The organism is Parasphingorhabdus sp. SCSIO 66989 (assembly GCF_032852305.1).
GTDB classification, from domain to species: Bacteria; Pseudomonadota; Alphaproteobacteria; order Sphingomonadales; family Sphingomonadaceae; genus Alterisphingorhabdus; species Alterisphingorhabdus coralli.
This window is the reverse complement of sequence record NZ_CP136594.1, coordinates 2,197,229-2,218,730: the sequence shown is the minus strand read 5'-3', so window position 1 is coordinate 2,218,730 and position 21,502 is coordinate 2,197,229. Positions and strand designations below refer to the sequence as shown.

The following is a 21,502-nucleotide window of genomic DNA, read 5'->3' as shown; positions in this document are numbered from 1 at the left end:
GTCAAAACTCCTCCGCTGCATCCATCAGCTTGGTGAGGCTTTTCGGTGCGACGCTGCGCCAGCTGCGTTCCAGCCATTGGCGGACATGGTCCCAGTCGACGCCTTGGCGATCAAGGCGATAGCCTATCCAGCCTGAAGCGCCATAATAGGCGGGCTTGTGGTAGATTTCGGGTTCCTGGTCGATCAGCGTCATCATCTCGTCGGGGCCGCTGCATTTGACCAACAGGGCAACGCGGTCCTCGCCATGATGATTGACTGAGAGATAGGCGAAAAACTTGCCCGATTTCTCGCTGCCGACGCGCCATCCGGGCGCGCCATGGCTTTCGCGGGCATGGGTGCTGGGCAAAGAGAGCGCAATGCCGTCGACCTTTTGCTGTATCCAGTCCGGGTCATTTTCGCGTGCGATATAGTCTGAAAGGGTGCGGGCGTATAGCTGATATTCCGCGATTTTTACCCGCTCAGTCAGGCTATGCACGTCATCATCGGGCAGGATCGCCACCGGCGTCTGGTCCAGCACCGGGCCGTCATCCAGTTCCGGCGTCACCAGATGCACCGAACAGCCGCCATGGCTGTCACCCGCATCAATTGCGCGCTGATGGGTGTCGAGGCCCTTATATTTGGGCAAAAGCGAGGGATGGATATTGACCATCCGCTCGGCCCATTTGCTGACGAACTCATCGCTTAAAATCCGCATATAGCCTGCCAGAGCGACATAATCGGCCTTCGCTTCGGTGAGCGCTGCGTGCATGGTCGTATCATGTTCTTCGCGCGACAAGCCTTTATGCGCATGACTAAAGGTAGCGACGCCTTCTGCTTCAGCCAATTTCAAGCCCTGCGCATCAGGATTATTGCTGGCAACCAGCACTACCTCATAGGGGCAATCAGGATCGCGTGAGGCATAAAGCAGCGCGGCCATATTGGTGCCGACACCCGAGATCATGATAGCCAAGCGCGCTTTAGCCATTATGCGTTGCCGTCCAATCATCTCGCGCCGCCCAGCATCCGGCTGGTCCGGAAACGGTGCAACCTTTTTCGCCCGCGTCGATGCGACCAATATCATGCACAGTTTCGCCCGACGCGCTTAGCTGCTCGGAAATCTCCTCCGCCTGATCCGGGGCAACAATCACCGCCATGCCGATGCCGCAGTTGAATGTGTGTGCCATTTCTTCCGGTTCGATATTCCCCTCGGCCTGCAGGAAAGCCATTAGCCGCGGCTGGCTCCAACTGGTTGCATCGATCTTCGCATGACAGCCATCGGGCAAAACACGCGGGATGTTCTCCAGCAATCCGCCGCCGGTAATATGCGCCAGACCCTTGATCTGGCCAGCGCGCAGCAGCGGCAAAAGTGCAGCGACATAAATGCGGGTTGGTGCCATCAGGGCATCGATCAACAGTTGCTCATGATCAAAAAGCGCAGGGCGGGTGAGTTTCCAACCCTTATCCTCGGCGAGTCTGCGCACCAGCGAAAAGCCGTTGGAATGGACACCAGACGATTCCAGCCCCAGAATCACATCGCCGGGGGCTATCGCGGAGCCGTCAATCAGAGCACCGCGCTCTGCTGCGCCGACGCAGAAACCCGCAAGATCATAGTCACCCGGCTGGTACATCCCCGGCATTTCCGCCGTTTCGCCACCGATCAGCGCGCATCCGGCAAGTTTGCAGGCACCGGCGATGCTCGCCACCACCCGCTCTGCCACCGCATTGTCCAGCTTGGCCGAGGCAAAATAATCGAGGAAGAACAGCGGTTCCGCGCCTTGCACAATCAGGTCATTAACGCACATCGCCACCAGATCCTGGCCGATGCCATCATGGCGGTCGTGGCTGATCGCCAGCTTGACCTTGGTGCCAACGCCATCATTGGCCGCGACCAGTATCGGATCGGTAAAGCCTGCGGCTTTGAGATCAAACAGGCCGCCAAAGCCACCCAGATCGGAATCCGCTCCGGGCCGCGCAGTGGCCTTTGCCAGTGGCGCAATCGCTTTGACCAAAGCATTGCCATCGGCAATTGACACGCCGGCATCGGCATAGCTGTACTGATCGGGCTTGCTCTGACCCGAAGGCGTTTTTTCCGCGGGGATTTGATCCGGATTGCTATTGCTGTTCATGCTTTCAGCGCCTAACGCTTTCGCATGATGATTTCCATTATATTCCGCTTGGCTGCGGATGGGTCGGACTAAGCCGGAACTGCGCAACAATGACATTATCACGATCCCATATGGCTTTGCTGGCGTTCGGGTTGCTGGGACTTCTCGCTCTGTTCGGCTGGAACAGCCTTGGCCTGACCCAGATTGATGCCGAGCGCGGCATTGCTCCGATCAATAGCAGCGGTGATTTTGAAGTTGGCGGCATTACCGTCAACGTGACCGGCAACAATGCGGCAGATGCCCGCCAAAAGGGGTGGCGCGAGGCGCAGCGTAAAGGCTGGCAGGCCTTGTGGAAACAATCCAATCGTGGCGGAAGTGCGCCCGGGCTAAGCGATTCGGCGCTCAATTCCATCGTGTCGGGTATTGTGGTTGAGCGCGAGCAGATTGGTCCGCGCCGTTATATCGCGACGCTGGGGATCATGTTCGATCGTGCCCGTGCCGGCTCGATCCTCGGAGTAAGCAGCGCCCGGGTACGCTCGGCACCCATGCTGCTCGTACCGGTGATGATCAGCGGCGGCAGCGAACAGGTGTTTGAATATCGCACCCCCTGGCAACGCGCCTGGGCAACATTCCGCACATCGGAAAGTTCCATCGATTATGTCCGCCCCAGCGGTGCGGGCAGCGATTCGCTGTTGTTGACAGCGGGGCAGACGGGACGGCGCGATCGCAATTGGTGGCGGCTGATCCTTGACCAATTTGGCGCAGCTGATGTGTTGATCCCGGTTGTGCGATTGGAGCGGCAATATCCCGGCGGGCCGGTCAAAGGCTATTTCACTGCTTTCTTCGGCCCTGATCGTCGCAAATTGGGCAGTTTTGAGCTGCGCGCCGACAATAGCGATGGCTTGGATGAGATGATGCGCGAAGGGGTTGAGCGCATGGACTCTCTGTTCGTGGCGGCGCTTTCTCGCGGTGCGCTGCGACCTGACACCTCGCTGATTATCGACAGTGTTGAGGAAGACCCGCTTGAGGACGAATTGGAAGAACTCGAAGAGGAATTTGAGGATAGCGGTCCGGTTATAGATGAACCCGCTGCGCCCGATCCGGTCGCGACGGTCAACAGCTTCTCGGTGCAATATTCCAGCCCTGATGCCGCTGCGGTGAATGCTGCAGAATCGGCAGTACGTGGCGTAGCGGGCGTCAGCAGCGCCAGCACCTCCAGCCTGGCATTGGGTGGCACATCGGTCATGTCGGTGCAGTTTAACGGCGATGCGGCGCAGTTGCGTGCGGGGCTTGAAGCGCGCGGATGGCGGGTGCAGCAATCCGGAAACACTCTACGGATATCGCGATAAGGGCTGCGTGGTGATGAGCCAGATCGCCTTGCCCCTGACATCGCGGCCATCCAGCACCGACTATCTGGTGACCGAGGCCAATGCCGAGGTTGCTCACCAGCTGAAAAACTGGGCGCATTGGCCGTATAAGGGCGCGGTGCTGTTCGGCTCACAGGCTTCGGGCAAGACCAGCATGGGGCAGGTTTTTGCACGGGATTCTAAAGGCATATTGGTAGATGATGCGCACCTGATTGAGCCCGCAGAAATATTCCACAAATGGAATCAGGCGCAGCAGGAATCACGGCCGATCCTGATCATCTTTCCCGATACGGTTGCGCTGGATGCCATCGCCTTACCGGATCTCAAATCGCGCCTTGCCGCGTCCCAGCATATCATTATCGGCCAGCCCGATGCGGCGATGATTAGCGCGCTATTTGAGAAGCTGGGTAGGATGCGCGGGATGGATATTACGCCGCGACTGGCGGAATATGCCGCTGCAAGATGCGAACGCAGTTACCAGGCCGTCTCTGATCTGGTAACGGAGTTGGACCGAATAACGCTTGAGCAGCGCAAGCCTGTTACCATGGCAATGATGCGGGATCTGTTTGGGCGCACTAATGATCATGATGACGACGATTCCGATCAGGCAGGAGCAGCATGATGGCGATGTTGGCTGGCGAAGAGAGTGAAGACAGTTTCATCAGTTCCGAGCGGTTTAACAATCGCGAGCTAAGCTGGCTCGGCTTTAACGAGCGGGTGTTGGCCGAGGCGCAAAATCCGGCGCACCCTTTACTGGAGAGGCTGCGTTTCCTCTCCATCTCGGGCAACAACCTCGATGAGTTTTACATGGTCCGCGTTGCCGGTCTGGTGGGGCAGGTGGAGCAGGGGGTTGAGCAGCGCTCGGTAGATGGCCGTACTCCGGTGCAGCAGTTGACGGAAATAGAAGCTAAGACCGCGGAACTATCTGAGGGTCAACAGCGTGTATGGGCCGAGCTGCAAACCATGCTGGTCGATCAGGGTATTGCTATCAAGACCGTGGCCGATCTGGAGCCGGATAATATCAAATGGCTGCGCGAGCATTTTCTTGATCAGATTTTTCCGGTGCTGACGCCCCAGGCGCTCGACCCGGCGCACCCTTTTCCGTTCATCCCGAACAAGGGTCTCAGTCTGATCTTTGATCTGCAGCGAGCAGTCGACAAGCATCATGTGCGCGAGCTCATCATGCTGCCGCCGACCATGTCAGGCTTTATTCGTATCCCTGGTAAAGATGCGATCTATGTCGCGCTGGAAGAGGTTTTGCGCGGTTTCGCAGATACCTTGTTTCCCGGATATAAGGTGCTGAATTCGGGTCTGTTCCGTATCATCCGCGATAGCGATATCGAGGTCGAGGAAGAGGCAGAAGACCTTGTCCGCTATTTCCGCAGCGCGATCAAGCGTCGCCGCCGGGGACAGGTGATCCGACTGGAGATTTCATCTGACCTTGATGCGGAAACCATCGGTTTGCTGGAAGAGCAACTTCTGCCTGACGGTGCGCTAAAGTCGGTTGTCAGCGGCATAATAGACATTGGCGGTCTGTCAGAGATTGTCGATGAGGATCGGCCTGACCTTAAATTTACGGCCTATACGCCGCGTTTTCCCGAGCGGATTCGTGAGCATGGAGGCGACTGCTTCGCGGCGATCCGCAGCAAGGATATTGTTATCCACCACCCTTATGAGAGCTTTGAGGTGGTGATTGCCTTTCTGCAACAGGCGGCGCGTGATCCCGATGTTATTGCGATCAAGCAGACGCTTTATCGCGCCGGCAAACAGTCTGCGGTTATCCGGGCGCTGATTGATGCGGCAGAAGCGGGTAAATCGGTCACGGCGGTTGTCGAGCTCAAAGCGCGTTTTGATGAGGAGCAGAATCTGCTCTGGGCCAGCGCTCTGGAGCGCGCCGGTGTGCAGGTCGTCTATGGCTTTATCGAGTGGAAGACGCATGCCAAAATTTCGATGGTCGTGCGCCGCGAACCCGAGGGTTATAAGACCTATTGCCACTTTGGCACCGGCAATTATCACCCGATCACCGCCAAGATTTATACCGATTTGAGCTTCTTCACTGCCGATCCGCGCGCCGGGCGCGATGCGGCGCAGCTATTCAACTATATCACCGGCTATGTCGAACCCAAGCAGTTGGAACTGCTCACCATGTCGCCGCGCGATATGCGCAATCGACTGATGGAATTGATCGATGTCGAGATTGAACATGTGCGCAAAGGCAAACCCGGCGCAATATGGGCCAAGATGAACTCGCTGGTCGATCCGGCGATTATCGAGAAGCTCTACACTGCAAGCAATGCCGGGGTGCAGATTGACCTCATCATTCGCGGAATTTGCTGTCTGAAGCCGCAGGTGCCGGGCATGTCGGACAATATTCGGGTTAAATCGGTGATTGGCCGATTCCTCGAGCATAGCCGTATCTGGGCCTTTGGCAGCGGGGACTATCTGCCCAATGATGATGCACAGGTCTTCATCAGCTCAGCCGACTGGATGCCGCGCAATTTTGACCGGCGGGTGGAATATATGCTGCCGATTGAGAACCCGACGGTGCACGAACAGGTGCTCGAACAGGTGATGCTCGCCAATCTGCTCGACAATGAGCAAAGCTGGGAATTGAATGCCGAGGGCGAATATATCCGCGTCGAGCCAAGTGATAAGCCTTTCAATCTGCACCATTATTTTATGACCAACCCGTCGCTCTCCGGTCGTGGGGCTGCGCTAAAGAACAGCGATGAGGTGCCTGATCTGACGCTGAGACAGCCGGTAAGGCGACAGAGTTAAAGGTCTGACGATTGCTGTTTCGCGCCAAAAGAAAGCCCAAGGTCGTCCGCAGCCATAGTGTTGCGGTGATCGATATTGGCTCCAACTCCATCCGCCTCGTGGTATTTGCTGGACCGCGCCGCAATCCGGCGCTGATCTTCAATGAAAAGGTTATGGCCGGGCTAGGCAGCGAGATTAATGACACCGGCAAGCTGGCGCCCGAGGGCGTTGAGCGGGCTTTGCGGGCGATCAAGCGGTTTCGCGAGCTAATTGCCGGATGGGATGTGAATGAGACGATCTGCGTGGCTACCGCTGCGGTGCGCGATGCCAGTAACGGCGCGGACTTTGCCGCCGAAGTTACGGCGCTGGGCTTTGATGTCCGGGTGCTGAGCGGCGCGGAAGAGGCACAAATGGCCGCCTATGGCGTGCTATCAGCAATTCCCGATGCCGATGGCATTGTCGGCGATCTGGGTGGGGGCAGTCTCGAACTGGCCGAGGTGAATGATCATCGCATCGATGATAGCCTGTCACTGCCCATTGGCGTGTTGCGCAGCAAGGCTATCAGCGAGAAAGGCCAGAAAGCGCTGAGCCGACATGTTGGCGATCTGGTTACCGATGCCGATTGGGCCGGGCGCTGCAAGGGCCGCGCGCTCTATATTGTCGGCGGTTCGTGGCGGGCGCTGGCGCGTGTCGATATGTTCGATCAGGGCTATCCGCTGCCGGTGTTTCACAATTATGCGATTCCGGTCGAGCGCATTGCGCCGCTAACCAAGCGTATATTGGACAGCTCGCGCGATGACCTGCGCGCCGTGCCGCGTCTGGCCTCATCACGCATCGCCAATCTGGGGACGGCGGCGCAGATGCTGCAGGCCGCCTGTGAGGTTTTACAACCGGCGCATATCATTGTGTCGGCTTATGGCTTGCGCGAAGGGCTGATCTACAGCGCCATGCCAGAGGACATACGGACGGTCGATCCTCTGCTCGATTCCACCCGGCGTTTTGGCCGTTACCAGTCGCGTTTCGGGCAGGATGGGCAAAAGCTGTTTGACTGGCTCAAGCCTGCCTTTCCTGATCTTTCTGACGAAGAAGCGCGCCTGTTTCTCGCTGCTTGCCATCTCGCCGATATTGGCTGGCAGGCCAATCCCGATTTCCGCTCGGAGCGAGCATTAGAGATCGCGCTGCATGGCAATTGGGTTGGCGTTGATGGCGCGGGCAGGGCGATGCTGGCCCAGGCCCTGTTCACCAATTTTGGTGGTGGTGTCGAAGCGTTTACCGCTGACGAGCGGCTGTGCAGCATTGAAGCGCTGGAGCGCGCCGCGGGTTGGGGGCTAGCGATCCGTTTGGGGCAACGCTTTAGCGGCGGTCATGATAATCTGTTGCAGAACAGCCATTTACAGCGCGATGATAAGGGGCTTTCGATCATTGTTGCCGGCGAGGAAGATAGCCTGATTGGTGAGGGGGTTGAGCGTCGCTTGGCGAAACTTTCAGCCTATTTGGGCGTTGACCATTCAGCTGCCTGACAAGGAATTGTTGTAAAATAGTGGTAATCTTCGGATGCCGTATCTATTATTCACAGAAGTGTCAGGGCTTTGACCCGTTGCCAATGGAGGGGCGTTTTATGTTTCGCGCTCTGAATGAGTATCTTGAATCCATCGCCTCGCGCGATCCTGCGCCGCGTTCCAGATGGGAAATCTTGACCTATCCCGGGCTTTGGGCGGTCGGATTTTATCGCATTTCGCACTGGCTGTTCCGCGGCAATCTGTTCTTCCTCGCCCGGTTGATCAATCATATTGGCCGCATGCTGACCGCGATTGATATCCATCCCGGCGCGACCATCGGCAAAAATCTGTTTATTGATCATGGCTTTACCGTGATTGGCGAGACGGCGGAAATTGGCGATGATGTGACCATTTATCAATGCGTGACACTCGGCGGTACCAATCCGACCAATGGCCAGGGCGGCAAGCGTCACCCAACCATCGCTGACGGTGCCATTCTTGGCTCGGGCGCGCAGATATTGGGTCCGATCACCGTTGGCGCGAGGGCGCGTGTCGGTGCCAATGCAGTGGTGACCAAGGATGTGCCTGAAGGTGCAACTATGGTGGGCGTCCGGGCGCGGCAGGTGCCGGTTGACGCCGATGACTATCAGAAAGATTTTATGCCCTATGGCACGCCGTGCAGCGAGGTCTATGATCCGGCGACGCAGAAGCTGGAAATCCTGCAATGCGAGATCGAGCAGCTGCAAAAACGTTTGGCACAGCTGATGGATCAGCGCGATGTCAAAGGCAAAAATAAGCGCGCATTGCCCGAAGTCGCCGAAGCGCCCTGTCAGGCTGAAGGGGATCTGTTTGACGAATCTCCTGAGACTGGCTCGGATCAGAAATCGGCCTGATGTGCGCTGGTAGTTCTGAATGACAGCATCGCATAACGGTTCGCATTCCAATATCGCGGTTCTCCCGCTTTCGGGCAAACAGCCGCATCAGACGGTGTTCCATCGCGAAGAGCTGAACGCTATTCTCAATATCTATGGCCGTATGGTCGCTGCGGGACAGTGGCGTGATTATGCCATTGAGTTCGGTCGCGACACCGCGATTTTCGCTGCCTTTCGCCATGCCTCACAACGGCCGGAAATCCGCATCGAGAAATGCCCCGCGCAACAGCGCAGACAGGGCCAATGGTTGCTGCGTGGCGAGGCCGGGCAGGTGCTCAAGCGTGGGCATGACCTTAGCAATGTGCTCGCGCCAGTGGAGCGGCGGTTGATCAAGGTCGTGGAGGAGTAGAAACAGAAAGCCCCTCCTCTTCAGAGGAGGGGTTGGGGTGGTGGCGAGGCGAAGCCGAGCTCGAGTCAGCGAATTCTTCACTTGTTGCGGCACCACCCCGCTGCGACTAAATTCGCTGCGCTCATTAAGTCTCACTGCCCCTCCTCTGAAGAGGAGGGGAGGAAATCGTCACTCGCCCTGTAGCGCTTTCATAATCGCCATGGACTGCTCTGAACCCGATTGCGGGACAATCTCGCCGGTGCGATCGGTGATTTTGTCGAATACCGCAGCGACGCCTTCCACTGTGCGCTCGTTTTCAGGCAGCGCAACGCCCGGTGTCATGGTGACATAGGCGGCGTGATAGGCACCGGCACCTGCGCCGATGATCATATTGGTGGGCGCATCTTCCGACACCAGATAAAGCGCAGCAGGCGCGACATTTTCCGGGGTGAAGGCTTTGAAGGCTTCAGGCGGGAAAATGTCTTCGGTCATGCGGGTTCCGGCGACCGGGGCCAGCGTATTGACCTTGATGTTGTACTTTGCGCCTTCGAGATAGAGCGTCTTGGTGAGACCCGCGAGGCCGAGCTTAGCCGCGCCATAATTGGCCTGGCCGAAATTACCGTAGAGACCGGTTGAAGAGGCGGTCATCAGGATGCGGCCATAATTTTGCTCGCGCATCGTTTCCCATACCGCCTTGGTGGCATTGCCCGATCCATTGAGGTGCACATCGACGACAAAGGAAAAGTCTTTCGGCTCCATCTTGGCGAAGCTCTTGTCGCGCAGTACGCCAGCATTATTGATCAGGATATGGACGCCGCCCCATTTTTCCTTGGCCTTGGCGACCATTTCTTCCATCTGCGCATATTCGGTGACGGAGCCGCCATTGGCCATCGCCTCGCCGCCTTCTTTCTCGATTTCCTCGACGACAATCGCAGCAGCATCGGAAGTGCCGGTGCCATCACGCGCGCCGCCCAGGTCATTGACCACAACCTTGGCGCCACGGCGCGCGAGTTCCAGCGCATAGGCGCGGCCCAGGCCACCGCCTGCTCCGGTAACAATGGCAACGCGATCGGCAAAACTGATGGTCATGATAAGGCTCCTCGAAAAATTGGGTTGTGTTCTGAAATTTATGACGCGGGTTTCCAACGCGTCCGAGCCTTTGTCAACCGCGCAATTGCGTCTTTTACTTCGGGAGAGGAGGTGCCGTTACGGCAGGCTTAATGCTTATGCTGTGTTGTAATTTGACTCGCACAAAGACACGAAGGCACAAAGGCGTTCACTCTTGATGCGAGCTCTTCGTTTCTTTGTGCCTTTGTGTGAAATTCAATTGAATATCCGCTTGCGGAGCGCAAGTGGCGGGTGCCCCTCCACCGTCTTTGACGGTCCCCCTCCCCGTAAACGGGGAGGATTTGGTGTCTAGGCAACAGCCTCGGCATCCAGCGCATAGCCGGCGGAACGCACGGTGCGGATGATATCGGCCTCGCCATTGGCATTGATCGCCTTGCGCAGGCGGCGAATATGCACGTCAATGGTGCGGATTTCGATATCGCTTTCATTGCCCCAGACCGCATCGAGCAAGCGCTCGCGCGAGAACACCCAGCCGGGATGCTCAAGAAAATGGCGCAACAGGCGGAATTCGGTGGGACCGAGAGGTATAGTCTTGCCGCCGCGTTTGACCTTATAGCCGACGGTATCCATCTCGATATTGGCATAGGTCAGGGTGCCACCCGCCAGTGCTGGACGCATACGCCGCAGCACGGCGTTGACACGGGCGATCAGCTCGCGCGGACTGAACGGCTTGGTGAGATAATCATCGGCACCGATATCAAGGCCGCGCACCCGGTCCTCTTCCTCGCCGCGCGCCGACATCATGATGATCGGGATGTTCGCGGTGTCATTATTGCGGCGCAAGCGGCGACAAACCTCAATGCCCGAGAGATTGTCGATCATCCAGTCGAGGACGACGATATCGGGCTGCTGCTCGCTGACGATCAGCAAAGCCTCTTCACCATCGGGTGTCTGGCTGATGCGAAAACCCTGCTTCTCGAAATGCCAGGAGATCAATTCCGCCAGTGCCATATCGTCTTCAACCAGGAGAATATGGGGCTTTGACATCTCTCTTCCCTCTTCAATCGTTCATATCGAGCGGATCATTGCCACGATCGCGCTCTATCAGATTATCGCCGGTAATTGAAAAATAGACCATCTCGGCAATATTGGTCGCATGGTCACCAATACGCTCGAGATTCTTGGCGATAAACATGAGGTGGACACCGGCATTCACCTGGCCGGGAACCGCGATCATATGGTCGATCAGGCCGCGGAAAATGGCGCTGTAAAAGTCATCGACCATCTTGTCGCGCTTGCACACCTGGATCGCCAGATCGGCATCACGGCGGGCATAAGAATTCATCGCATCATCAACCAGCTCGATCGCCGCCTGTGACATCGGCACCAGCGCGTCAGCCGCTTCCATCCAGTCATCCGGATCGATGAGCGGCACCCGCTTGGCGATATTCTTGGCATAATCGCCGATACGTTCGATTTTGCTGGAGATCTTGAGCGTCGCAATCAGCACCCGCAAGTCATCGGCCATCGGCGCGCGCAGGGCCATAATCTGCACCACCATGCGGTCAATTTCACGCTCCAGTTCGTCAATATCCTTGTCCTTGACGATCACCGCGCTGGCCATGCTCTGGTCATTGCGCTCCAGCGCTGTCATCGCATCGATAACCGCCTTTTCCGCACGCCCGCCAACATCCGCGACCAGTCCGCGCAGCTCGACCATGTCGGTATCAAAGGCCTTGACCGTATGTTTGGTACTATTGGGCGTCATTAGCGTAGAGCCATATTATCCGTAGCGACCGGTAATATAATCGCGGGTTTTCTCTTCCTTGGGGTTGGTAAACAGTTCCGACGTTTCACCATATTCGACCATATCGCCGAGATGGAAGAATGCCGTGCGCTGCGATACGCGCGCGGCTTGTTGCATATTGTGCGTCACGATGACGATAGCATATTTGCCGCGCAGTTCGTGAATCAGTTCTTCAATCTTGGCAGTGGCGATCGGGTCCAGCGCTGAACAGGGTTCGTCCATCAGGATGACTTCGGGGTCAACCGCAATGGCGCGGGCGATGCAGAGACGCTGCTGCTGACCGCCGGAAAGCGCGGTGCCGCTATCGCCGAGCCGGTCCTTGACCTCGGCCCATAGACCAGCGCGTTGCAGCGATTTTTCGACGATGCGATCAAGTTCGGCCTTGTCGGTGGCGAGCCCATGAATACGCGGGCCATAGGCGATATTGTCATAGATCGACTTGGGGAAGGGATTGGGCTTCTGAAAAACCATGCCAACCCGGGCGCGCAGCTGCACGACGTCCATGGCGCTGTCATAGATGTCTTCGCCATCCAGCGTGATGGTACCGGTAACCCGCGCTGACGGGATGGTATCGTTCATCCGGTTGAGCGTGCGCAGAAAGGTTGATTTGCCACAGCCTGACGGACCGATAAACGCGGTCACATTGTCCATATCGATATCAATATCGACGCCCTTAATCGCTTCCTTCTTGCCATAAAAGACATGGACATCACGGGTCGCCATTTTCATTGGCGTGGTGGTGGCGGTCATATCGGTAGCATGTGTGTTCATGTCTTCAGGTCACCATCGTGTTTCAAAGCGGTTGCGCAGCCAGATCGCCACAGCATTCATCGTCAGCAGGAATAGCAGCAATATAATGATTGCAGCGGAGGTTTTCTCGACAAATCCTTTATTTACTTCATCTGACCACAAATAGATCTGCACTGGCAAAACAGTTGTAGGATCTAAAAAATCGCCAGGTGGCGTAGCCGTGAACGCGCGCATACCGATCATCAGCAGTGGTGCGGTTTCGCCCAGCGCGCGCGCCATGCCAATGATCGTGCCGGTCAAAATACCGGGTATGGCGAGCGGCAGGACATGGTGGAAAATCACCTGAACCTTGCTTGCACCGATACCAAGCGCTGCCTCACGGATAGACGGAGGTACCGACTTTACTGCATTTCGAGCAGCGATAACAATCACCGGGAAGGTCATTAGCGCCAAAGTGAGGCCACCAACCAATGCCGAGGAGCGCGGCAGGTCAATCCATGTCAGAAACACCACCAGACCGAGCAGCCCGAAGATGATCGAAGGGACGGCCGCAAGATTGTTGATCGAAACTTCAATCAGGTCTGTCCAACGATTTTGCGGGGCATATTCTTCGAGGTAGATGGCTGAAAACACACCAATGGGGAAGGCCAAAACAATTGTAATGAACATCGTCATTAGCGAGCCTTTGAGTGCACCCCAAATGCCGACCAGTGCCGGATCGACCCCATCCGAATTGGCCAGGAAGAGAGTGTTGAACACAGTGCGAACATTGCCTTCGTCTTTGACACGTTCAAAGATCGGCTGCAGATCAGCATTGTCATCGCCCTTATTTATGCGGTCAAAAGCGCTGGTTGCGGATAGCCATAATGTCGCATTTTGGGTGATAAGCTGCGGATCATCGCGAAGCTGCTCGCGCACTTCGACCCAGGCATTGCGGGCAAAAATCTTGCGGCCATCCTCGCCATAATTGCTCTCAATCGCCGCATTGGTGATGCCGCGAATATCCAGCGAGGCGAGGGCGGCATTCTGGCCGTTGCCTTCAAGGCTCTCCGGCGAAGCACCGCCGGACAGCGTGGCAAAATCGATAGGCAGGGCGATCTCGGTACGCTGAAAGCCCTTGGCCCCGTTGCTGACCATAACGAACAGCAAGAAGGCGAGGAACAGTGACGACAATATAATCGCCAAAAGGCCAATCGCTTTAAACCGTTTCTCGGCGGCGTAACGCTTGGCCACGCGCTTGCGCATGGCTTCGCTCTTCCAGTCGGTTTGCACCTTATGGCCAGAGGGCGTTGAGGCGGGCATGGCGGCGGTTTCACTCATAGCTTTCCCGATATCTCTTCACGATCTGCAAGGCGACCAGATTGAGCAACAGCGTAACAAAGAACAGCGCCAGACCCAGAGCAAAAGCGGCAAGCGTCATCGGGCCTTCAAAATCTGTGTCTCCAGTAAGTAACTGCACGATCTGCACCGTCACCGTGGTGACGCTCTGGAACGGATTGGCTGTCATATTGGCGGCTAGGCCTGCGGCCATCACCACGATCATCGTTTCGCCAATGGCACGACTGACCGCGAGCAATACGCCGCCGACAACGCCGGGGAGAGCCGCTGGGATCAGCACTTTCTTGATCGTCTCGCTGGGCGTTGCGCCCATGGCAAGTGAACCGTCACGCATGGCGTTGGGAACGGCGGCAATGCTGTCATCCGCCATGGAAGAGACAAAAGGAATAATCATCACGCCCATTACCAGACCGGCTGCGAGGGCGGACTCGATAGACGCATTTTCAATACCCATGCTATTGGCAAATTGTAGTATGGCAGGAGCAACTGTTAAGGCAGCAAAATAGCCATAGACCACTGTCGGGACACCTGCGAGGATTTCCAATATCGGTTTCATCCAGCTGCGCAGGCTGGCTGGGGCATATTGGGTGAGATAGACTGCGCTCATCAGGCCGAAAGGGATGGCCACGATCATGGCGATAATCGCGCCAATAAAGATCGTCCCCCAGAACAGCGGCAATGCGCCAAAGCCGGTGTGATCTTGACCATCAGGGTCCGGTTTAGGATTCCACTCTAGCCCAAAGAGAAAGTCTAAAGGCGAGACCATTGTAAAGAAGCGTATGGTCTCAAAGACTAATGATGCAACGATGCCAATGGTTACTAGGATCGCGATCAGCGAGGCGATCAGCAGCACCATCAGCACCACCCGCTCGACCTGGCTGCGGGCGCGGAAATCGGGGCGTACTTTCAGAAAGGCATAGGCCGCACCTGCAAAACCGAGCAACAATGCCGCCGCGATGCCGATCATCTGATAATAGTTTTCAGCCGAGGCATATATCGGTGCCAGTGTTGCCGCTTCGGGATTAAAGCTTTGCGATGAAGCGTCGCGCGACAGCGCACGCGCTTCCGACAGGACCGAGGCACGGGCAAAAGGGTCTTCGGGGAGGCTCGCCGCCGCCGGATCGGCTAACACCATATTGGTGGTGAGGGCCGGAGAAACGCTGATCCAGATGGAGGCAAAGATGATCACCGGAACCATTGCCCAGAGCGCGACGTACCAGCCATGATAGTTGGGCAGCGAGTTGAAACTCGACTTGCCGGCGAGCACAAAGCGATTGGCCTTGGCCCGGCCAAACAGCCAGCCCAGAACGCCGAGCCCGACAATCAGAAAGAGAAAGGCGAATCCCGCCATTGCTGTTTAGCCCCCTAATCCTGTCGCCATTGATGCGGCAGATACAAAAACATCGCTTACGCCCGACAAACGCTGACGCTTATCCAAGATCCGCCGCCTTGATTGCTGGCAGCGATTCGAGGCGGTCGGAAAGGTCGGTACGCTGATCTTCCGGCAATGCAATCATGCCGGCATCGGCCAGCGGGCTGTTGGGGATAGCCAGCGCAATAAACTCGGCGAGATAATCCTTCAGCCCCGGTATCACATTTACATGCCGCTTTTTGACATAAAGATAGAGCGGACGCGCACCGGGATAGTCGCCGGTTGCGATGCTGTCATATTCCGGGGTAACGCCATTGATCGTCACGCCGCGCACTGCCTCGGCATTCTCATCAAGATAGCTATAGCTGAAAATGCCGACGGCATTGGGGTCGCCGGTGATTTTCTGGACGATCAGATTATCATTCTCACCGGTGTTGATATAGGCACCATCGGTGCGGACATCGGTGCAGACTTTCTTGAACGCGTCTTCATCGGAGTCCTTCAGCGCTTCCATCGCCGGGTCGCTTGCGCAGCCGACCTCCATGATCAGTTCCTCAAAGGAATCACGTGTGCCTGATGTTTTGGGCGGGCCATAAACCTTGATCGGAATATCGGGCAGCGACGGATCAATCTCTGCCCATGTTTCAGGGCGTGCATCCTTGCCAAAGGGCCGCGCGGCCAGCGCCTGATAGATTTGCGGCACGGTGAGATTCATCGCCATGCCCTCGGTCGATTGCGCAAGGGCGAGGCCATCGACGCCGACCTTGAACTCGACAACTTCTTCCACGCCATTTTCGGCGCAGCGCGCCAATTCGGAGGCTTTCATCCGGCGCGAGGCATTGACGATATCCGGGGTAGAGGCGCCGATACCGTCACAAAAAAGCTGGATGCCGCCGCCGGTGCCGGTGGATTCGAGAATCGGGGAAGGGTGCTCACCAATGCTCTGAAACGAATCCGATACAATTTTGGCAAAGGGAAAGACAGTTGATGACCCGACAATACGCACCTCATCACGGCTGGTATCGGGGACCAGATTCGCAGGATCCTGACAGGCGCCAAGGGACAGCAAAGCTGATAGACCGATAAGGGAAATGGCGCGCATATTGATGATCCTGTGCGAACGATTCTGTCTGGATAGACGGATTTTTATGAGGATTTGCCAATCCGATAGGCCGCGCCTTACGCAGGCGCAGTTTATCAAGAATGACAATATCGTTACAGTTTGATGACAGCGCACCTTCCGCGCTTGTTGTATCCGCCAAAACCATGACTCTGATGAGCAGTTTATGAGAAGGCAGACTGTGCTTCAGGCTCGGTATTGCTGTCATCACCATCGCTGTCTTCGACCTCTATGCGCGCAGCGGGGAGTGAAATGGTGATATTGGTGCCCTTGCCAACGGTGCTGTTGATTTCCAGCCGCCCGCCGTGACGTTCGACAATATGCTTCACGATAGAAAGGCCAAGACCCGTTCCGCCAATCTGGCGCGAACGACCAGAATCGACACGATAAAAACGTTCGGTCAGACGCGGCAGATGCTTGGGGTCAATTCCGTCGCCTTCATCAATGACAGCCAGACGTGCCATACTGCCAGTGCGGCTGGGCTTTAGCCTTATCATGATCGGCGTTTCAGGGCGGCCATATTTGATACTGTTGGACACCAGATTCTGGATCATCTGCGACAATTGTGAACGATCACCACGCACGGTGCGCACGCTGGGGTCAATATCGAGAATGATATTGCGATCATAGCGATCATCAAAAATCACTTTCACCTCATCCAGCAGGTCCGCCATATCGACCAGATTCTCGGGAGGTTTGAACTTCTCGGCCTCAATCCGTGACAGCGATATCAGATCGGATATCAACTGCTGCATCCGATGCGCTTCACCTGCCATCACCTTGAGGAAGCGCTTGCGAGTCTTTTTGTCGCCGCCTGCTTCCTTGTCGGCCAATGTCTCGATAAAGCCGATGATTGAGGAAAGCGGTGTACGCAGCTCATGGCTTACATTGGCGACAAAATCGGTCCGCATCTTTTCCACCGCATAGCTGCTCGAGCGATCCCAAAGATAGAGGATGCAATAATCGCCATCGCCAACGCTGCGCAGATTGAGTTCCCACCTCTGGTCGCGACTGCCAATGCCGATCAACTCAATCGGGCGATGCAATGGCTCCTCGCGCTGGCGCACAATGGCGTCAGTGGCGCTGGGGTGCCGGATAACCAGCCGCACGTCTTCATTATCAATCTCATTGCCCAGCATCGCCTTGGCCGCGGCATTGGAGGCGATGACAGTCATGCCCGATAGGATAAGCATGGGATCAGGAATGCCCTCAATCAGCGACCGCAATTCGGGTAGCTCGTGCCACTCGGCCTGATCGCTCTCTAGAATCGGTGAGGCAGCTTCTACGCTGCGCACCGCCGGAGTTTTCTGGTCCAGTCCGATAGCCAGAGCCACCAGTCCGGCGGCAATTATGATCGCGCTGCGTTCTACCGGGCCATCTATGTAGAGGCCCAAGACCGGCGCCAGCACGATGATCATTGCCGCAAGGAACAGCCGCAACGGGCGTATCTCTGGGCTGAAAAAGTCTCTCATAGATGAGTCCTGCTGAGCCATGTCCAACTGTAACCCTAGTTTGATTAGCAATTATGACACGGCCTGTCCCGTTCCTGCACAGACTACACCGATTTGAATGGTTTTACTCGATTTTTATGCTTCGGCGTAATAGGACGGATATGGATGTAATTTGGGGCCATTATGACTGATCGCAAAGTCGATGATGCAGCCGAGAGCGCTGTGGATAAGGATAGCCAGGGGGACGCGTTCCGCCAAAGTCGGCGCGCGCTTGTCCTTGGTGCAGTCGCGACCTCGGCGATTGTCAGCGTTCGGCCCGCGCTGGCGCAGACCGCCAGTTCTGTATTGACCTGTGAAATCACCGTGCCTGCCAAGGAGCAGGGACCGATTTATGTCGATGCCTATGGCAACATCGTTGATCGCAAGACCGAAGGGGCCACTTTGCTGCCACCGCGCACGTTCAAGGGCGAGGATGTCCGCCGCGGCCGTGTGCGCGGACCGCGCGCCTATCGCGATCTGATCCGCCGCCTGCGCCCGGGGCAGAGCGGTTTTACTTGTTATGCCTCGATTCAGGGGCGGCGTTTAGGCTAAACGGGTATGGCGAAAGCCCCGCTTTTGGATGAGACGTTTCTGACTGACCGCTATATTCTTGATCCCGCCGACCAGTGGCGGCGTAAAACACTGGACGAGATGCAGGTGCTGTATCACCGGCCATCGGGGCAGACGCATGTGCTGATCGAGCCGGTGCCGCAGATCATAGATGCGATGCTGCAAGGCGCGGAAACCGCAGAGCAGGTCATGACCGCGCTTAACGCGCAATATGATCTGCAGCCCGAAGATGACGAGCCTGAGGCTGAAAATGAAGATGATCTGACGCGGCTGACGGCACGGCTGGATGAAATGGTTGCTTTGGGCTTTGTGCGGCGTGAAGTCCGGGAACAAGGCGATAAAGATGCGCTATGAGTGCCGCATCCACGTCGGCCCGGCGATATTCCGTATCGGTTCCGATTGGGCGCAGCCGATAGAACAGCTTAAGGCGCTGTATCAGCCTTATCCTGATTGCGATGATGCGATTGCCGATTTTACCATTAGGCTGGAAGCACAGCGTTTCTATCGCCGCTGGTTCCGGCCATCGGTCCGGCTATCGGGCGATTATATGCTCCCCGATGCCAGCCCATTGCCGCTGACACAAGGGTTGCTGGCAGCAGAAATGGCGATGAACCTGCAAATGGCGCTAGGCTGGCGGCGGCATTTGTTGCTCCATGCCAGCGCGGTCGAGCGCGATGGCAAGGTGCTGTTGATGACCGGTGAATCCGGCTCTGGCAAATCGACGCTATCGGCGCTGTTGGCGGAACATGGCTGGCGTTTTTTGGGCGATGAATTTGCGCTGGTTGATCTCGACAGCGGCGATATTCAAGGCTTTCCGCGTGCGATTAGTCTGAAGAACAGCGCTATTGATGTCGCGCGTGATTTTGTTGGCGATGATGCCCGTTTCGGGCCGCTGCTGACTGATACGCCAAAGGGCGCGATCCGCCATTTACAGCCACCCGAAAGCGCTATTGCCGCCATGGGCGAGACGGCAATGCCCGCCTTGCTGCTTTATCCCAGTTTTGGTTATCCGCGGGCCACGGATACTGTGCCGCCAACCGAGAATTTTGTCAGGTTGACCCAGGCTTCGACCAACTATGTCGCGCTGGGCGAGGCGGGCTTTTCAGCGCTGGTCAATCTGGTGCAGCGGGTTCCGGCGCATGCGATTGACTTTGAGACCAATGATGAGGCGCTGGAACTGGTCGAAGCCTTATGGGCGCGTGTCGCATGACCCGGCCTGTTGAACAGCTTGTGACGCTGCTGCGGAACCCGACGAAAGCCTCAGAGATATCCGGCAATCAATGGACCGATATCCTCTGCGTGGCCCGCGCCGAACTGTTATTGGCAACATTGGCAGAGCGGCTGAAAGGCAAGATTGTGCCGGAGGCTGTAGCGCAAATCTTTGCTGATGCGCGGACCGAATGCGCGGCAATCCAGCAAAAGGCACGATGGGAGGCGCAATGCGCCGTTACCGCACTCGCGCCGCTAGGCATCCCGCCGATATTGCTCAAAGGCGCGGCCTATCTCTCCAGCGGCCTTGATGCCGCAAAAGGGCGACACATTGGCGATCTCGATATTTTGGTGCCGCGTGACCGGCTCGATCACGTCGAGGCGGCGTTGCTCGAAAATGGCTGGGAATGGGTCAAGGAAGACCCTTATGATCAGGCCTATTATCGCCAATGGATGCACGAACTGCCGCCGCTGATCCACAGGGATCGCGATGGTATGATCGACGTGCATCACACCATATTGCCGCTAACCGCAAAGCCGAGGCCGGACGCCGAGGCGATGATTGAACGCGCCGACGACATTGGTGATGGCCTCAAGGTTCTCGATCCCCATGATATGCTCTGTCATTGCGCCGCGCATTTCCTAGCTGATGGCGATATGGCGGGTGGTTTGCGGAATTTGTGGGATTTTCATCTGCTGGTGAGTGAATTTTGCACATCAGAACGAAGTTTTGGCGAGTTAAGAGAGCGTGCACAAAGCCATGACTTATGGCCTGCTATTCGCGGTACATTGCGGCTGGCGCATGACCTTTATGGCACCGCATGGCCGCAAGACTGGGGTGCGAAATGGAGCTGGCGTGAGGCGCTGTTTCGCCGTCGGCTATTGGCGCGCAATGGTTGGGGGCAGGAGACGCATCCGCCGCTGCGCTTTGCGATCTATATTCGCTCGCACTGGCTGCGAATGCCGCCTTTTATGCTGGCGCGGCATTTATGGATCAAATGGCGCAAGGGCGCTGATGCTGAAAGGTCAATCTGACATCTCCGCCAACAGGCCCAGTAGATCATCATAATGATCAAGGATTGCATCCGCCCCCAGTTCATCCACTGGCTGGTGCAGAAAGCCGAAACGTACGGCGATGGCCGGTATTCCGGCATTATGCGCCGCCATGACGTCATAGATACTGTCGCCGATAAAGATCGCCTTGCCGCCGCCGCTGCGTTTGATCATCTCGTCAATCGGGGCGCGATGCGGCTTGGCCTTGCCTTTGCCCATGGTATCACCGCCAATAACAGCGGCGAAGCGATCGCGCATATTGATGCGGGTCAGGAGCGTCTCGGCAAAACGCTCAAATTTGTTGGTCACCACCGCCATGGCGATGCCCATATCGTCTAGCGTATCCATCACCTTGAGCAGGCCTGGATAGGGCGGTGATCCGCTGCCGAGATTCTTGCCATAATAATTGAGCAGTTCGGGCAGATATTTCTTGGTCGCTTCAGGGTCATCAATCCCGGCCTTGGTCAGTCCTTCGGTCAACATGTGTTTCGCACCAAGGCCGACCATGGGTTTGACATCATCAATCGCCAATGGCGGGCATCCGGCAATGGCAAGCGTGTGATTGACCGCTGCTGTCAGTTCGGGGCTGGTATCGAGCAACGTACCGTCAAGATCAAAGGCGACGATTTGGAAAGATATTTCTGGCATAGCGCCGCTTAGAGCCAATGGGACTGGCATATGCAACAACAACATGGCAAAGACGCGGCGAAGATTTCTGTCACGGGCTGTTCAGCATGACCAGCCTATTTCGCATGATT

The 21,502-nt window shown here is 56.7% G+C and carries 21 protein-coding genes; 10 read left to right on the top strand and 11 right to left on the bottom strand.

Features of this window, described 5'->3' with window-relative positions; translation table 11 throughout:
• Nucleotide 1: 1 nt before the first annotated feature.
• Entirely contained in the window at nt 2-964 is a 963-nt protein-coding gene (gene purN / locus RB602_RS10325; RefSeq protein WP_317080486.1) for a phosphoribosylglycinamide formyltransferase, read from the bottom strand.
• The gene (gene purM, locus RB602_RS10320) at nt 957-2,105 is read right to left on the bottom strand and encodes a phosphoribosylformylglycinamidine cyclo-ligase (RefSeq protein ID WP_317080485.1); all 1,149 of its coding nucleotides are present in this window, start codon (nt 2,103-2,105) and stop codon (nt 957-959) included. Before purM ends, purN begins: the two co-directional genes overlap by 8 nt.
• A 110-nt stretch (nt 2,106-2,215) precedes the next feature.
• Here purM and RB602_RS10315 point away from each other — a divergent pair, with 110 nt between their 5' ends.
• The 6 genes from RB602_RS10315 (at nt 2,216) to RB602_RS10290 (ending at nt 8,988) form a co-directional block, all read left to right on the top strand.
• Nucleotides 2,216-3,433 (top strand): heavy-metal-associated domain-containing protein, encoded by a 1,218-nt coding sequence (locus RB602_RS10315; protein WP_317080484.1) that lies wholly within the window; start codon nt 2,216-2,218, stop codon nt 3,431-3,433.
• A 13-nt stretch (nt 3,434-3,446) separates the two neighbouring features.
• A complete protein-coding gene (locus tag RB602_RS10310) occupies nt 3,447-4,073 on the top strand; it encodes an HdaA/DnaA family protein (RefSeq protein ID WP_317080483.1) in 627 nt (208 codons plus the stop codon).
• 5 nt (nt 4,074-4,078) lie between these two features.
• Nucleotides 4,079-6,229, top strand: a complete 2,151-nt coding sequence (locus RB602_RS10305) for an RNA degradosome polyphosphate kinase (protein ID WP_317084490.1) — start codon at nt 4,079-4,081, stop codon at nt 6,227-6,229.
• Between the two features lie 11 nt (nt 6,230-6,240).
• Nucleotides 6,241-7,728: a Ppx/GppA phosphatase family protein gene (locus RB602_RS10300; protein WP_317080482.1), complete on the top strand. Its 1,488-nt coding sequence runs from the start codon at nt 6,241-6,243 to the stop codon at nt 7,726-7,728.
• Between the two features lie 98 nt (nt 7,729-7,826).
• The gene (epsC, locus tag RB602_RS10295) at nt 7,827-8,600 is read left to right on the top strand and encodes a serine O-acetyltransferase EpsC (RefSeq protein WP_317080481.1); all 774 of its coding nucleotides are present in this window, start codon (nt 7,827-7,829) and stop codon (nt 8,598-8,600) included.
• Between the two features lie 19 nt (nt 8,601-8,619).
• Complete coding sequence (locus tag RB602_RS10290; protein ID WP_317080480.1) at nt 8,620-8,988, top strand: DUF2794 domain-containing protein; 369 nt, start codon at nt 8,620-8,622, stop codon at nt 8,986-8,988.
• Between the two features lie 168 nt (nt 8,989-9,156).
• On the opposite strand, the gene RB602_RS10285 is transcribed toward RB602_RS10290, so the two are convergent.
• The 8 genes from RB602_RS10285 to RB602_RS10250 all read right to left on the bottom strand — a co-directional run bounded on the left by RB602_RS10285 (nt 9,157) and on the right by RB602_RS10250 (nt 17,894).
• A complete protein-coding gene (locus RB602_RS10285) occupies nt 9,157-10,056 on the bottom strand; it encodes an SDR family NAD(P)-dependent oxidoreductase (RefSeq protein WP_317080479.1) in 900 nt (299 codons plus the stop codon).
• 327 nt (nt 10,057-10,383) lie between these two features.
• Nucleotides 10,384-11,082, bottom strand: coding sequence for a phosphate regulon transcriptional regulator PhoB (gene phoB / locus RB602_RS10280; RefSeq protein ID WP_317080478.1), 699 nt, complete (start codon nt 11,080-11,082; stop codon nt 10,384-10,386).
• Between the two features lie 13 nt (nt 11,083-11,095).
• Nucleotides 11,096-11,803, bottom strand: a complete 708-nt coding sequence (gene phoU / locus RB602_RS10275; RefSeq protein WP_317080477.1) for a phosphate signaling complex protein PhoU — start codon at nt 11,801-11,803, stop codon at nt 11,096-11,098.
• A 15-nt stretch (nt 11,804-11,818) separates the two neighbouring features.
• Nucleotides 11,819-12,613 (bottom strand): phosphate ABC transporter ATP-binding protein PstB, encoded by a 795-nt coding sequence (gene pstB / locus RB602_RS10270; RefSeq protein WP_317080476.1) that lies wholly within the window; start codon nt 12,611-12,613, stop codon nt 11,819-11,821.
• Between the two features lie 9 nt (nt 12,614-12,622).
• The gene (gene pstA, locus RB602_RS10265) at nt 12,623-13,912 is read right to left on the bottom strand and encodes a phosphate ABC transporter permease PstA (RefSeq protein ID WP_317080475.1); all 1,290 of its coding nucleotides are present in this window, start codon (nt 13,910-13,912) and stop codon (nt 12,623-12,625) included.
• Nucleotides 13,905-15,281, bottom strand: a complete 1,377-nt coding sequence (gene pstC / locus RB602_RS10260) for a phosphate ABC transporter permease subunit PstC (protein WP_317080474.1) — start codon at nt 15,279-15,281, stop codon at nt 13,905-13,907. The genes pstA and pstC overlap by 8 nt, the downstream gene beginning before the upstream one ends.
• Before the next feature lie 79 nt (nt 15,282-15,360).
• Entirely contained in the window at nt 15,361-16,404 is a 1,044-nt protein-coding gene (locus tag RB602_RS10255; protein ID WP_317080473.1) for a substrate-binding domain-containing protein, read from the bottom strand.
• Between the two features lie 182 nt (nt 16,405-16,586).
• Nucleotides 16,587-17,894 (bottom strand): ATP-binding protein, encoded by a 1,308-nt coding sequence (locus RB602_RS10250; protein WP_317080472.1) that lies wholly within the window; start codon nt 17,892-17,894, stop codon nt 16,587-16,589.
• Between the two features lie 162 nt (nt 17,895-18,056).
• Between RB602_RS10250 and RB602_RS10245 the strand changes: the two genes are divergently transcribed.
• Genes RB602_RS10245 through RB602_RS10230 form a run of 4 tightly spaced genes read left to right on the top strand, consistent with a single transcriptional unit; the run spans nt 18,057 to nt 20,726 of the window.
• A complete protein-coding gene (locus tag RB602_RS10245) occupies nt 18,057-18,464 on the top strand; it encodes a hypothetical protein (protein ID WP_317080471.1) in 408 nt (135 codons plus the stop codon).
• Between the two features lie 6 nt (nt 18,465-18,470).
• Nucleotides 18,471-18,836 carry an HPr-rel-A system PqqD family peptide chaperone gene (locus RB602_RS10240; RefSeq protein WP_317080470.1) on the top strand — a complete coding sequence of 122 codons (366 nt, stop codon included), beginning with the start codon at nt 18,471-18,473 and terminating at the stop codon, nt 18,834-18,836.
• Nucleotides 18,826-19,692, top strand: a complete 867-nt coding sequence (locus RB602_RS10235; protein WP_317080469.1) for an HprK-related kinase A — start codon at nt 18,826-18,828, stop codon at nt 19,690-19,692. Before RB602_RS10240 ends, RB602_RS10235 begins: the two co-directional genes overlap by 11 nt.
• Complete coding sequence (locus tag RB602_RS10230; protein ID WP_317080468.1) at nt 19,689-20,726, top strand: nucleotidyltransferase domain-containing protein; 1,038 nt, start codon at nt 19,689-19,691, stop codon at nt 20,724-20,726. The genes RB602_RS10235 and RB602_RS10230 overlap by 4 nt, the downstream gene beginning before the upstream one ends.
• On the opposite strand, the gene RB602_RS10225 is transcribed toward RB602_RS10230, so the two are convergent.
• Nucleotides 20,718-21,392 (bottom strand): HAD-IA family hydrolase, encoded by a 675-nt coding sequence (locus RB602_RS10225; RefSeq protein WP_317080467.1) that lies wholly within the window; start codon nt 21,390-21,392, stop codon nt 20,718-20,720. The two genes, RB602_RS10230 and RB602_RS10225, sit on opposite strands and share 9 nt — an antisense overlap.
• Nucleotides 21,393-21,502 lie beyond the last annotated feature (110 nt).